The organism is Desulfobacter sp. UBA2225 (genome assembly GCF_002348205.1).
GTDB classification, from domain to species: Bacteria; Desulfobacterota; Desulfobacteria; order Desulfobacterales; family Desulfobacteraceae; genus Desulfobacter; species Desulfobacter postgatei.
Map to the genome: position 1 here is coordinate 1 of NZ_DDYV01000197.1, position 13,056 is coordinate 13,056.

Genomic DNA, 13,056 nt, shown 5'->3' on the forward strand with positions numbered 1-13,056 from the left:
CGTATCATCAGCCATGCGCCAAGCGCCGGGGGTTCATCTAAAGGGGAAGGTTCTGTCTTAGGCGGCCTTGGACGGCTGTTGGACGGAAATTAAATAGCGCTTTTACGAGGAAATTATGGAACGTCTGATTCTCCCTGTGCTTGGGGTCGTGCTTTGTCTGTTATGCGGTTGTGCCACAACGTCCAAAATTGCCATGCGCGATGATCCGTTAATCGGCACCGTGGTCAAAGGAGATACCGGGGAGCCTGTCCGCTTTGCCGGCCTTATGGAGACGTTGATCCACAGTGATATCATCTATCTGTCCGAAAAGCATGATAATCCCATGCACCATGCCATCCAGCACCGGATTATCCAAGCCCTCATTGACCAGGGGCAGGCGCCAATCCTTGGCTTTGAATTTTTTTCATACCAGGACACCCCGTTGCTGCTTAATCTGGTAGATGCCGGCAAAAAAGCGCATTCATCGAAAATGGAAAAAACCGTTGAACAACGAATCAGGGAGAAACTGGGATGGAAAAACCAATCCGACACCATGTGGGGATACTACTGGGATTTGATAAAGCTTGCGGCAGATAATGACTTTCCAGCCGCAGGCCTTGACCTCTCCGCCACCCAAAAACGCCGGATTACCCGAAAAGGGCTTGAGGGGCTGTCCCCCATTGAATTACAGCAGCTGTTTTCCACCGGACTTTCAAACTCAGCATATGAATCGCACATGAAATCGGTTTTTGTATCGGTTCATTGCGGCATGGACCATGGCCGAATGACGGACCGGTTATATGATACCTGGGTAGCCCGCAATGACCGGATGGCTTTGTCCGTGGTTGAACTATTCAATGCCATGCAAACCCAAGACCGCGATAAGGCAGAACGTAAAACAGGCCCTGTTGTCATCATAATAGGGGCAGGCCATACTGAGTATGGTTTAGGTCTCATGGACCGGGTACATCACTTGAAACCGAATGCCGTCCAGACAAATTTGGCCATAACGGAAATAGAAAGAGAACCCGCGGAGCTATCGCAGTATTTAAAACCCCTGTCCCTTGAAGGGTTGGGTCCGATAGCCCCTGCCGATTATCTGTGGTTCACCCAGCGGGTTTCCTATGAAGATCCGTGTGAAAAATTTAAAACCACACTGGAAAAAATGAAAAAGCGCAAAAAAGGACTCTAACCTTTCACCCGCAATACACCTAAAGTTCCGGTCATCTCAAGCGCGTCATAATGCCCGGTTGCCAGGGCCTCTTCATACACCTGGCGTGGGGGCTGACCCCCTTCTTCGGGATTGAAAAATATATCATGGATGACCAGAAATCCCCCCGGGATAATATGGGGGGCCCAGGTCAAAAAGTCCGTATGCACTGCTTCAAAGGAGTGCCCGCCGTCGATGAACACCAAGGAAAGCCGTGTCTTCCACATCCGGCCTGCTGTCTTGGAGGCACAGACAATGGGCACCACCGTGTCTTCCAAGCCTGCCCGGAAAAGCGTCTGACAAAACAACGGAAAGGTATTGACTCTTAAAGTTTGCGCATCGTAGAGTTCAGGATCAAAATATTGTTCGCCCGGCTGCTGTTCTTCGGAACCTGCATGATGGTCTATGGAAAACAAAATGCCGTTGTTCTGTTTGCAGGCAGAACCGATAATGGCGGCAGAGCGCCCGCAATATGAACCGATTTCAAGCACCGGACCAATCATAGAAGCAGCCAGGGAAAGATCATATAAACGCAGGGCCTCATCATCATCCATAAACCCCTTGATGGTATTTAAAAATTCAAAATCAAGCGGGCGGGTCATGAAATCTTTTCCTCATCATAACTTCTCGCCAATATTTCCCGGGGCTTGGAACCGATCTGGGGTCCGACAATGCCTTCGTGTTCCATCATCTCAATGAGCCGGGCAGCCCGATTGTAACCGATTCGCAACCGACGCTGGACATAGGAAATAGAGGCCTGTCGGTCCTTGGTTACCAAGGCCACAGCCTCGTCATATTTTTCATCATATTCGGATTCGTCAAACATTTTTTCCTGGCCGTCGTCATCACCCTGAACCACCTCTTCGTTATAATCAGGGCGGCGTTGATCTTTAAGAAAGGATGTGATCCGGGCGATCTCTTTTTCGGAAATAAAGGCGCCCTGGATACGCATGAGCTTTCCTGTGCCGGGAGGGCAGAACAACATGTCTCCGTTGCCAAGCAGGCTTTCAGGACCCCCCTGGTCAATGATGATCCTGCCGTCAATTTTTGAAGACGTTTGAAAAGATAACCGGGTGGGAAAATTAGCCTTGATTGTGCCGGTGAGTACGTCGGCAGACGGACGCTGGGTGGCTATGATCAGATGGATACCTGCGGCCCTGGCCATCTGGGCCAGGCGTGTCAGGGCATATTCAACGTCTTTTGAAGCCACCATCATCAGATCCCCGAGTTCGTCCACGATCACCACAATAAAGGGCAGTTTTTCCAGGGGAAGTCCACCGGGAAGCACAATATCCTCGGGCGAGGTGTCCGGTCCAATATCCCGGAGCCGTTCGCCAACCATCTCATTGAACTGCCTGATATTTCTTAAGCCCGACAATTCCAGCAGCTCATACCGGCGGTCCATTTCCCGGACAGCCCAGAAAAGTGCATTGGTGGCTTTCTTCATATCCGTGACCACAGGGGTGATCAGATGGGGAATATCATTATACACCGAAAGTTCAATACGTTTGGGGTCAATCATAATCAGTTTGACCTCATCGGGGGTGGCTTTGTACAGCAAACTGATGATCATGGAATTGAGCCCCACACTTTTACCCGTACCGGTGGCCCCGGCAATGAGCAGGTGGGGCATTTTATCCATCTTGGTGGCCACGGGCTGACCAAGAAGATCCTTTCCAAGGCCAAGGGTCAGTAAGGATTTGGACTCAACAAACTCCTTGGATGCGATCATTTCCCGTAAATTTACGAATTCACGCTCATCATTGGGAATCTCAATGCCCACCACATCCCGGCCCGGAATAGGGGCGACAATGCGGATGGAAATGGCCGCAAGGGCAAGGGCAAGATCATCGGAAAGCCCTACAATTTTTGACAATTTGATGCCGGGCGCCGGACGATATTCAAATGTGGTGATAACAGGCCCGGGAAGAATTTCCACCACTTCGCCCTTGACATTGAAATCCTCCAGCTTTTTCTTCAAGATGCTTGCCTTGTTCTGGAGTTCATCCGTGTCGATCTGCCTGCGAAGTTTTTGTTTCTCATCCAGAAAAGACAAACCGGGCAGAATAAAATTGCGCTTTTCCCGGATATCGTTTATGGAGGGGGCCGCCACATACTCTTTGTCATCAGTTACCACTTCCACAATCGTGGGGCCAACGAATTTTTCGGGCTCGGATTTTTTTGGGGGTGAAGAGACTTTGCCGGAACTGGGCATGGGGGCATTAATCTTTTTGGGGCTCACATTTCCGTCTATTCCCGGCTCAGAAAAAAAATCGGGCACATGAATATCAGCCTCAACATCATCCCCACCATCTTTTTCATCGAATCTTGGCAGAACGGTCAAGGCTTTTAATTTTTCGGCCCAAACAAACCCGGCTGCTTTTCTCTGCTCTCTTTTGTTTTCCAGGGTTTGCCTTAAATACCCGACACCTTCGGCCATCTCCCGCTTGATTATCAGGGAAAGCCGGATCAACCGGTACCAGACAACATCAAGCACCGCTTTTAAGGAAATGCCGGTAACCAGCATACCGCCCACCAGCACAAAAAAACATAGAAATATGACACAACCGGTGATATTGGCATATTTGAGCAAAACCCCCGCAAGCCAACCGCCCACTTTTCCGCCCGCAGAAATTGTGGTGTCGGAAAACGCATAGGTTTCACCAAACAGGAAAAAAATACTACCCGTGGTGATTATCAGGATCAGTCCCCCTGCCAGGGTCAACCCGATCACTTTCCGGGATTTTTTTCTCATAATCCACAAACCTAAAAGACAAAGAAGCAATGGTACCCACAGGGCACCAATACCAAACAAATAGATAAACAGCCCGGCAACATGTGCTCCGATCAGGCCGAACTGATTGTTCACATGGTGTGGGAAGGTAAAGAAATGATTACCCACACACGGATCGGCAGCATGGTATGAAAAAAGACTTACCGATGTCAGGATAATCAGAAATATTAAAATAACGCCGAACAGTTCTTTTTTCATACTTCGATAATAATGGGTACAATCAAGGGCCTGCGATTTATGGCAAAGGCAAAATACTGTTTGAGCGCCCGCTGCAATTTTTTTCGAATCAGTTCCACCCGGCACTCAATCCCGGCTTCAATCTCTTCAACAATCTCCAGGATCACGCACTGGGCATCATCCACAAGGTAGCCTGTGGCGGAATCAAATACAAACCCTTTGGAAATCAGTTCCGGTCCGTACAGCACCACCCCTGTCTCCTCGTCAATGATCATGGTCACCACCACAAGACCGCCTTCGGACAGTTCGCGACGCTCTTTAAGCACGGAGCGCCCCACATCACCGATACCTTTTCCATCCACAAGAATCCGGCCGGTCTGCACCCGGTCTTCAATCCGGCCCCCGTTTTCCCCATCAAAGGCGATGACTTGACCGTTTTCAGCGACAATCACGTTACTTCGAGGGATTCCCAATTTTTCGGCAAGCCTTGCATGCATCACAAGATGCCTGTATTCGCCGTGGATAGGAATAAAGTATTTAGGCCTTGTCAGGTTGATCATCATCTTAAGCTCTTCCTGGTGGGCATGACCCGACGCATGAATCTGGGCGATCTTGGAATAAACCACATCAGCGCCTCTTCGATAAAGCTTGTTGATAATGCTGGCAATGGCTTTTTCGTTTCCGGGGATATGTTTGCTCGACAAAATCACGGTATCCCCTTTGCGGACATTGATGTGCTTGTGAACGCCCGAGGCCATTCGGGCCAGAGCAGACATGGGCTCCCCCTGGGTACCTGTGGTGATGATCACCACTTCATGGTCCCCAAGCTTATGAATCTGTTTGATATCCACCACCAGTCCCGGGGGACAGTCAAGATACCCTAAGCGCATGGCCACATCCGTAATCTGCTCCATACTGCGGCCATTGAATATGACCCGGCGGTTGTTGTGCCTGGCAATATCAATCACCTGCTGAATCCGGAACACATTAGACGCAAAAAGCGCAACAATCACGCGTCCGGTGGAGGCTTCAACCAGTTCTCCCAAATTTTTTGCCACCTCTTGCTCAGACATGGCATACCCCTCTACTTCCACATTGGTAGAGTCGGACAGCAGTGCCAGCACGCCCTTTTCGCCGAAACGGGCAAAACTTGAGATATCGGTATTTTTCATGATATCGGCGGAATGGCTGATGCGGAAATCTCCGGTATGTACCACCACGCCTTCAGGGGTTGTGATGGCCATCCCCACACCGTCAATGGTGGAATGGCTGACCCGGATAAACTCTATGTCAAAAGGTTCAATGGTCAGCACCTCTCCCGGGTTGACCAGATTAAGATCCACATGGGTATTGAGGTCAAACTCAATGAGCTTGTTGCGCACAATCTCCAGAGTAAAGGCCGTACCGTATACCGGCAGACGGATTTCGCGCAAAAGGTAGGGCAAGGCCCCGATGTGGTCTTCATGGGCATGAGTCAGGATAATGAATTCGATTTTATCCATATTCTCCCGAAGGTAATCCATGGCCGGGATAACAATATCCACGCCCAGCATATGGTCTTCAGGGAACATGATGCCTGCGTCAATGATGAAGATAACATCATTATACTCCACCACCATCATGTTAAGGCCGATTTCACCAAGCCCCCCAAGGGGTATGAGTTTAAGCATTTAAATTATCCGGAACTGATATCAAACACAAATGGACAGCTTTTCAAGAACGGCGTCTGCCCACTCAACCAGCCAGTTGCGCTGCTCAACCGTGGCGTAGCCCATACAATAACACCTGATATTGGTTTTAATTCTTACCAACAGCTCACAGAAGAGGGCATTTTCTTCCAGCATCAGGGCAAACACATGGGGCCCGCAGGCCTTATGGGAGGCCTGGGTTTCTGTCAAAACACCCGAATCCAGCTCAAGCCAATAGATCCCGCCCACGGTGGCAGCCTCAAGATAGGTGTCAAAATACTGTTTTAAAGCTGTGTAATCCTTAAGCGTAAAGCCATCTATAACATACTGTTTCATGACAGGTAAATTAACACAGAAACCTTGAACTATGCAACCTGAACTTAAAACATAAAATGATTGCAAATCAAATTATGAATAGATTAAAAACAGAATAATAAAATAACAGGAGAACAGAATGTTAAATAAAATAATCAGCCAGGCCCTGCCCTATTTTCCACCCAAATTAATCTGGCGGTTTTCAAAAAGTTATATCGCAGGCGAAAGCACCAGGGACGCCATTAACGCATCAAAAGCCCTGAACCGGGACAATATGATGGTGACCCTGGACATTCTTGGTGAATTTATCGAGACCATGCCCCAGGCCGAAAAAAATCGGGATGCCTACCTTGCACTTATCCGCACTGTTGAAGCGGCGGGAATTGACAGCAATTATTCCCTGAAACCGACCATGTTCGGTCTTCTGATCGATAAAAAAACATGTTTTGAATACATGCGGGAACTAACTGCCGAGGCAGCATCCCATGGCAATTTTGTCCGCATTGACATGGAAGATTCTCCCTGTGTGGATGGTTCCATTGATATCTTCCGCCGGCTTAAACAGGAATTTCCACAAAACATCGGCCTGGTGCTCCAGGCGTACCTGAAACGCACCTTAGGCGACCTTGAATCCATGCTGGATTTGCGTCGTGACGATGCCGCTTTGAACTTCAGACTGGTCAAGGGAGTCTATGTGGAACCGGCAGGCATTGCATATAAGGATTACCACGAAATTAATGCCCACTTTCTTGAAGACCTCGAATTCATGTTTAAAAACAATGTCTATGCGGCCATTGCTACACATGATACCCCCCTGATACAGGGAGCCCTTGATCTGATAGACAAATACCAGGTACCCAAGGACAAATATGAATTTCAGATGCTCTACGGCGTAACACCCCAAAAACGCCGCCAGCTTGTGCAAAACGGACATAGGATGAGGGTTTACGTACCTTTTGGAGAACAGTGGTTTGGCTATTCCACCCGGCGGCTTAAAGAGAACCCGGCCATGGTTAGCCATATCCTTAAAGCATTGGTATATAGGGGATAACTCTTCCCTGACCTGCTTTTTTTGCCGGCCTCACCCCTTTTTTAGGACAGTGTTTTTCAAGCACACAGTGGTAACAATGGGGGCCAACCGGGCGGCATGTCCCCTGGCCAAAGGTAACCAAAATTCGATTAACCTCTTTCCAGAATTTCTTCGGCAGCTTTTTTCTTAATGCTTTTTCTGTATCCAGGGGGGTTTTTGTTTTCACATACCCCCAGATATTCATAATCCGGTGTACATGGGTGTCCACACAGATGGCATCCTTATCAAAGGCAACGGCCCTGACCAGATTGGCGGTTTTACGCCCTACACCCGGAAGTGTCACCAAGGCGTCAATCTCATCGGGTACTTGTCCTTGGAAGGCGTCCAGGGCTTGGGGCAGTTTTGATAAATATTGCGCTTTGGACTTGTAGAAACCCACGGGAAAAATCAGTTCCTGAATCTGAGAAATGGAAAGCGCCCTTAACGCTTCAGGGTCCGGTGCCAGTTCCAGCAGTCGCTGTGCGGCAACCGCCGTAACCTTATCCTTGGTTCTTGCAGACAGGATGGTGGCCACAAGTACTTTAAAGGCAGACCGACTCTGGACCGCAATCAGTTCCACCACCGGCACCTGGTAGGTCTCAACCTCCTGCTTCAGGGTTGCAAAAAAAAAGGCAATATCAACGGCCATGGTCATGCCATATAGTTCACACCGTTTTCAAACAGCCGAATCCCGGTGGTGATGGTCTCTTCAAGGGATTTTCCCTGGCGCGTTGCCGCAGCTTTCTGTCTGGGCCAGTCCGGATGGTTGCCAAAATGATTGTAGCCTTCAGGATGGGGCATCAGACCGAATATTCGCCCTGTCGGATCACAGAGCCCCGCGATATCATCCAGGGACCCATTGGGATTGGCCGGAAAGGCGCCGTTTGCCGGTACACCATTGGCATCTGCATACCGGAACACCACCTGTCGGTTGGCCACAAGGCGTTCAATAACTTCGGTTTCGGCAACAACCTTTCCTTCACCATGGCGTACCGGATAGTCAGATACACCCAATCCTTTTGTAAACACACAGGGGCTGTCTGCATCAGGCACAAGCCGGACCCACTGGTCCCTGAAATTACCGCAGTCATTATAGGTAAGGGCAACGGATCTGCGGGTATAATCCTGGTCCAGTCCGGGTAAAAGACCTAAATTCACAAGAGCCTGGAACCCGTTGCAGATACCGATAACCAACTTGCCGGCATCTACAAAGTCCAATAAGTCTTTACCGATATTGTTCTTCAATTTCAGGGCCTGAATCACCCCGGCCCCATGGTCGTCCCCCCAGGAAAAGCCTCCGCCGAATGCAAGAATCTGGAAATCCGCCAACCGGACATCGCCTCTGATCAAAGCGTTAATATGCACCCGGTGGGCACAGGCACCGGCCTTTTCAAAGGCAAAGGCGGTTTCATAATCACAGTTCAGGCCAAATCCCGTAAGTATCAGGGCTTTTACAGCGCTTGTGCCGCTCATATCTTATCTCCAAAGGTCTTGTTAAATGCCGAATCAAGGCTTGCAACCGGCAGATCTGCCACAGGGTGAGCGTTGGCTGCAATTTTGAGCCGGTCATGGCTGTCGGTTACCATGCCGATACATTCGCAGGGCAGTCCCTTGCACAATTTTTCAAAGGTTTGTTTTTTATCCGGCGCCACAGTAACAATGAACCGTCCCGCAGACTCCGAAAATAAGGCTTTTTCACTGGAAAGCGGCAGATTGTCCGTCAGGGGCAGTCGGGCCAGATCAATGTCAAGGCCAAGTCCCCCGCCCATTGCCACAAGACTGAAGTGAATGCCTAAACCGCCGCGGCCGACAGCATGGCAGGAGGCAACCAGTTCGGTTTCAATGGCTTTTTCCAGGGCCTTATACAAAGTTTTATGCTTTGAAAAGTCAACCAAGGGCACATTAAGACCGGTTTTGTCGAACATCTCGTAATATTCCGATGCTCCCAGTTCATCCCCGGTGCTGCCCAGCACATAAACAAAATCGCCCGCTGTTTTGGGTTCCAGGGTCACACAACGGCTGACATCGGAAACCAGGGATACGGCGGAGAACTGAACCGTCTCAAGGGCTGACACTTTGATGCGCTCACCAAACGCCCCTTCCAGATGGCCGTCCACATACATGGAGTCCTTCCCCGAGAGCAGTGGAATCCCATAGGCCATGCAGGCATCTTTCAGGGCCCGGCAGGCCCGGACAAGCTGGGCAGCCTTGAATTTCCCGTCCGGATTGGACAATGCGTCATATCCGATATCCGGCCAGCAGAAATTATCCACGCCGCCGATATGGTCCAGCGACCCACCCACGGCAATGAGCCGACGAACCACCTCATCAATGGTACAGGCCATCATATGATAGGCATCAATTTTTGAGTACCAGGGCAGAATACTTTGGGAAAAGGCAAGTCCGCGCTCGCTGGTCAGCACAGGCCGGGTCACCGAAGCATCCGTGGGGATGTTGTGTTTGATTCCCACCAGAGGCTTGATCACGGAGCCGCCCTGAACCTCGTGGTCGTACTGGCGGATGATCCACTCCTTGGCGCAGATATTTGGCCTGGCCAGCATCTGTTCAAGCAGGGCGTTAAAATTTGTTGGTGTGGAAATAACGGGTTCTGTCAGCCCCCGGGCCCCGGGCGAGGTCCAGACCGCATCAAATTCCCAGGCCGGAAATCCTTTGTCCAGAAGATCCATATCCACGTAAGCACAGGTCTGGTCTTTGTACTTGATATGCAGCTTGCCGGAATCCATATATTTACCAATGACTGTGGATTCAACCTCATGGAGATCAGACAATTCCATGAACCGATCCATATTTTCGGGCTTAATGGCAATGGTCATGCGCTCCTGGGATTCGGAAATCCAGATTTCCCACATGTCAAGGCCCTCATATTTCAAGGGCACTTTATCCAACCAGACCTCACACCCATTGGAGAGCATGGCGGATTCGCCCACGGAAGAAGACAACCCACCGCCCCCATTGTCCGTAATAAAAGTGATCAAGCCTTCATCCCGGCATATCAGCAGAAAATCATGCATCTTTTTCTGGGTATAGGGATCGCCGATCTGGACATGCCCGGCAGGGGTGTTCTCGGAAAAACTCTTGGAGGAGGCCGTTACCCCGTGGATGCCGTCTTTGCCCACACGGCCGCCGCTCATGATGATCAGCTCGCCCGGGGAAGTGGTTTTTTCATGGCTTGGCTTACCATTGACGGTTTTAGGCATAATCCCCAAAGCGGTGACAAAAACCAGGGCTTTGCCCATGTAACCGGGATTGAACAGGGTCTGACCAAAGGTCGTCGGCACACCGCTTTTATTTCCCCCGTCCTTGACACCTTCAATAATGCCGTCAAGCAGACGCCGGGGGTGAAGAGGGGGCTTTAACGGGCCATTATAATTAATATCGCCCACGCAGAATCCGAAACTGCCCATGAACAGCTTGGAACCAAGGCCCGTTCCCATGGGATCACGGTAAACCCCCACAATTCCTGTGATGGCACCGCCGTAGGCTTCCATATTGGAAGGAGAGTTATGTGTTTCTCCTGTGATGACATAGTTGTTCTCATCATCAAAAGATCCCACACCGGCATTGTCCCACAACACGGAAACCACCCAGTCTTTGGTATCTTTCAGGGCCAGGGTGGGGGTTTTGATATAAGTTTTAAACAACGAATTTTCAACCGTTATTTCACCGGTTTCCGTGTCCGTATACTTGAAAATGCCATTAAACGTGTTGTGACAGCAATGGTCTGACCTGGACTGGGAAATATATTCAAGCTCCACATCCGTGGGCTTTGACAACCCCATCTGCGCGCGCTCTTCAAGAACCTTTGCATCCAGAAAATATCCCCTGATCACAGGAATATCCCTGGGATTGAGCGACAGACTGCGCTCATGAGAAATTTGGGCAAGGATCTCATCGGTATCAATATCCATGGTATCAAAGCCGGGCGTATGATTTAAAATAACCTTGGCAGGTTTTACATTCGCCCCGATCTTTTTGTCCCATTCGTCTTTACCAAACACTTTGTACTGCTGGATGATACTGTTGGACAGAATCTGACCGGCGATCTTTTCAGCATCTTCCCGGGTCAGATCATTGCCGGTCAGGCAGTACCGTTTAGATGTATAAATATTCTCATGGGGCAAAAAATCTTTTTTAAGAATATCCCTGACCGCTTCCACAGCCGTGGCCCCGGCATTGTCCCGAACCCCGGGACGAAACCCCACCCAGATGCAGAAATGAAAATCAATATCCAGGGGCGCAAGGCTGGATTCCTGAATCACAGGATTGGTAAACACCTCCCGGCGTATGGTTTCCAGTTCCTCCTGACCCAAATCAGACTCCACGGTCACGATATTGATGCAGCGGGCATCATCCATTTTAATACCGAAATAGGCATTGGCCTTTTTCAGCAGAGACTGGCCTTCGGCATCCCTCAAATCCTGCTTTAACGTGATCTCGATGTTGGAAATCATTGTAATCCACCGTTGAATAATTTGACTATGTCGTTATAAAAGACAAAAATCATTAAAGTCATCAGCACAGCTGCCCCGAACTGAACCATTCTCTCCCGCACCCGGGTGCTGACAGGGCTGCCTTTAACCGCCTCAATGCTTAAAAATAAAAGATGTCCCCCATCCAAAACCGGGATGGGTAACAGATTGATGATCCCAAGGTTTACAGAGATGAGTGCAATAAACCACACAAAATTTTCAAACCCGGCCCGGGCCTGGTCCCCGGCCATCTTGGCAATCATGATAGGACCGCCCAGATTGTCGGCAGACACTGCCCCCGTGAACATTTTCACCACGGACAAAAGTGTCAGCTTTACCATCCCGTAGGTATCGGATACGGCGCGGACAGCCGCGGCAAGAGGGTTTAAGGGATGGTGAAAGGTTTCGCCGGTGCCGATAATACCAATCACAAATCGGTTCACGGTTTCACCAAACAGGTTCTTTTCTTCCCGGCTCCGGGGTGTAATCATAACGGAGCGGACTTCTCCTTCCCGTTCAACAAGAACAGCCAGGGGCTTGCCTTCACTTTTTGAGACAATCTGAGAAATCTGTTCAAAAGACTGAATCGGTAAGGTGTCAATTTCCTTGATGACATCACCCTTCTTAATACCTGCAGCCATGGCCGCAGAATTCTCCACCACCTGGCCCACCTGGGGCAGTCCCATGTAGATGCCGCTGGTTTGATATAAAAGGTAAAAAATCACGATGGCCAGAAAAAAATTAAATGCCGGACCGGCAGCAGCGATCAGCGCCCTTTTCCCCACGCTTTTATGGGTAAAGGAGAGGTGACGTTTTTTTTCATCCAGGGCCTGCGCAGCACCGGGCTCCTCTCCGGTCATTTTAACGTATCCGCCCAATGGAATGGCTGAGATACAATAATCGGTCATTCCCCGTTTAATTTTCAAAATTTTTGGTCCAAAACCCAGGGAAAAAACCTCAACCCCCACACCGCAGGCGCGGGCGACAAGGAAATGACCCAGTTCATGGACAAAAACCAATACGCCAATAACAATGATAAAAGCAAAAAGGGAATATCCCATATCTATTTTCCTAAAGTTTATTACGCAAGACTTTGGATCAGGGATTGTGCTTTCTCCCTGGCCCAACGATCAGCCTCAATAATACCTGAAAGCTCAGGATTGTCAATGCAGGTATGGGTTCCCATAACCCTGCTCACCAGGGTAAAAATATCGACAAAGCTGATACGTTCTTTAAGAAAAGCTTCCACGGCAATTTCGTTGGCCGCATTCATAACAGCAGGCAGGGTCCCGCCTCTGCGGCAGGCTTCATAGGCAAATTCAAGGGATGGGAAG

General features: G+C 49.7%; 10 protein-coding genes and 1 pseudogene. 2 read left to right on the forward strand and 9 right to left on the reverse strand.

Going from position 1 to position 13,056, the window contains the following annotated elements:
- Window positions 1-115 precede the first annotated feature (115 nt).
- Window positions 116-1,171: a ChaN family lipoprotein gene (locus B3D59_RS10000; protein WP_286819467.1), complete on the forward strand. Its 1,056-nt coding sequence runs from the start codon at window positions 116-118 to the stop codon at window positions 1,169-1,171.
- On the opposite strand, the gene B3D59_RS10005 is transcribed toward B3D59_RS10000, so the two are convergent.
- From B3D59_RS10005 to B3D59_RS10020, 4 genes are read right to left on the reverse strand one after another with little or no spacing between them, the layout of a single operon-like run.
- Window positions 1,168-1,791 (reverse strand): class I SAM-dependent methyltransferase, encoded by a 624-nt coding sequence (locus B3D59_RS10005; RefSeq protein ID WP_286819468.1) that lies wholly within the window; start codon window positions 1,789-1,791, stop codon window positions 1,168-1,170. The genes B3D59_RS10000 and B3D59_RS10005 overlap by 4 nt on opposite strands.
- The gene (locus B3D59_RS10010; RefSeq protein ID WP_286819470.1) at window positions 1,788-4,181 is read right to left on the reverse strand and encodes a DNA translocase FtsK; all 2,394 of its coding nucleotides are present in this window, start codon (window positions 4,179-4,181) and stop codon (window positions 1,788-1,790) included. Before B3D59_RS10010 ends, B3D59_RS10005 begins: the two co-directional genes overlap by 4 nt.
- Window positions 4,178-5,830, reverse strand: a complete 1,653-nt coding sequence (locus B3D59_RS10015) for a ribonuclease J (protein ID WP_286819473.1) — start codon at window positions 5,828-5,830, stop codon at window positions 4,178-4,180. Before B3D59_RS10015 ends, B3D59_RS10010 begins: the two co-directional genes overlap by 4 nt.
- 21 nt (window positions 5,831-5,851) lie before the next feature.
- The gene (locus tag B3D59_RS10020; protein ID WP_286819474.1) at window positions 5,852-6,184 is read right to left on the reverse strand and encodes a hypothetical protein; all 333 of its coding nucleotides are present in this window, start codon (window positions 6,182-6,184) and stop codon (window positions 5,852-5,854) included.
- 118 nt (window positions 6,185-6,302) lie between these two features.
- Between B3D59_RS10020 and B3D59_RS10025 the strand changes: the two genes are divergently transcribed.
- The gene (locus B3D59_RS10025; RefSeq protein WP_286819475.1) at window positions 6,303-7,214 is read left to right on the forward strand and encodes a proline dehydrogenase family protein; all 912 of its coding nucleotides are present in this window, start codon (window positions 6,303-6,305) and stop codon (window positions 7,212-7,214) included.
- Here the strand turns inward: B3D59_RS10025 and B3D59_RS10030 are convergent.
- From B3D59_RS10030 to B3D59_RS10050, 5 genes and pseudogenes are all read right to left on the reverse strand, one after another.
- Window positions 7,189-7,881, reverse strand: coding sequence for an endonuclease III domain-containing protein (locus B3D59_RS10030; RefSeq protein WP_286819476.1), 693 nt, complete (start codon window positions 7,879-7,881; stop codon window positions 7,189-7,191). The two genes, B3D59_RS10025 and B3D59_RS10030, sit on opposite strands and share 26 nt — an antisense overlap.
- A 2-nt stretch (window positions 7,882-7,883) precedes the next feature.
- Window positions 7,884-8,705, reverse strand: a complete 822-nt coding sequence (locus tag B3D59_RS10035) for a phosphoribosylformylglycinamidine synthase subunit PurQ (RefSeq protein WP_286819477.1) — start codon at window positions 8,703-8,705, stop codon at window positions 7,884-7,886.
- A complete protein-coding gene (locus B3D59_RS10040) occupies window positions 8,702-11,704 on the reverse strand; it encodes an AIR synthase-related protein (protein WP_286819478.1) in 3,003 nt (1,000 codons plus the stop codon). Before B3D59_RS10040 ends, B3D59_RS10035 begins: the two co-directional genes overlap by 4 nt.
- Entirely contained in the window at window positions 11,701-12,783 is a 1,083-nt protein-coding gene (gene rseP / locus B3D59_RS10045; RefSeq protein ID WP_286819479.1) for an RIP metalloprotease RseP, read from the reverse strand. Before rseP ends, B3D59_RS10040 begins: the two co-directional genes overlap by 4 nt.
- Window positions 12,784-12,803: 20 nt before the next feature.
- Window positions 12,804-13,056, reverse strand: a pseudogene (locus B3D59_RS10050) (1-deoxy-D-xylulose-5-phosphate reductoisomerase); the annotation flags it as partial.

Excerpts from the sequence above, each read along its gene's own strand:
- B3D59_RS10000 (WP_286819467.1), top strand. The coding sequence starts at position 116 with ATGGAACGTCTGATTCTCCCTGTGCTTGGGGTCGTGCTTTGTCTGTTA.
- B3D59_RS10005 (WP_286819468.1), bottom strand. The coding sequence starts at position 1,791 with ATGACCCGCCCGCTTGATTTTGAATTTTTAAATACCATCAAGGGGTTT.
- B3D59_RS10010 (WP_286819470.1), bottom strand. The coding sequence starts at position 4,181 with ATGAAAAAAGAACTGTTCGGCGTTATTTTAATATTTCTGATTATCCTG.
- B3D59_RS10015 (WP_286819473.1), bottom strand. The coding sequence starts at position 5,830 with ATGCTTAAACTCATACCCCTTGGGGGGCTTGGTGAAATCGGCCTTAAC.
- B3D59_RS10020 (WP_286819474.1), bottom strand. The coding sequence starts at position 6,184 with ATGAAACAGTATGTTATAGATGGCTTTACGCTTAAGGATTACACAGCT.
- B3D59_RS10025 (WP_286819475.1), top strand. The coding sequence starts at position 6,303 with ATGTTAAATAAAATAATCAGCCAGGCCCTGCCCTATTTTCCACCCAAA.
- B3D59_RS10030 (WP_286819476.1), bottom strand. The coding sequence starts at position 7,881 with ATGGCCGTTGATATTGCCTTTTTTTTTGCAACCCTGAAGCAGGAGGTT.
- B3D59_RS10035 (WP_286819477.1), bottom strand. The coding sequence starts at position 8,705 with ATGAGCGGCACAAGCGCTGTAAAAGCCCTGATACTTACGGGATTTGGC.
- B3D59_RS10040 (WP_286819478.1), bottom strand. The coding sequence starts at position 11,704 with ATGATTTCCAACATCGAGATCACGTTAAAGCAGGATTTGAGGGATGCC.
- rseP (WP_286819479.1), bottom strand. The coding sequence starts at position 12,783 with ATGGGATATTCCCTTTTTGCTTTTATCATTGTTATTGGCGTATTGGTT.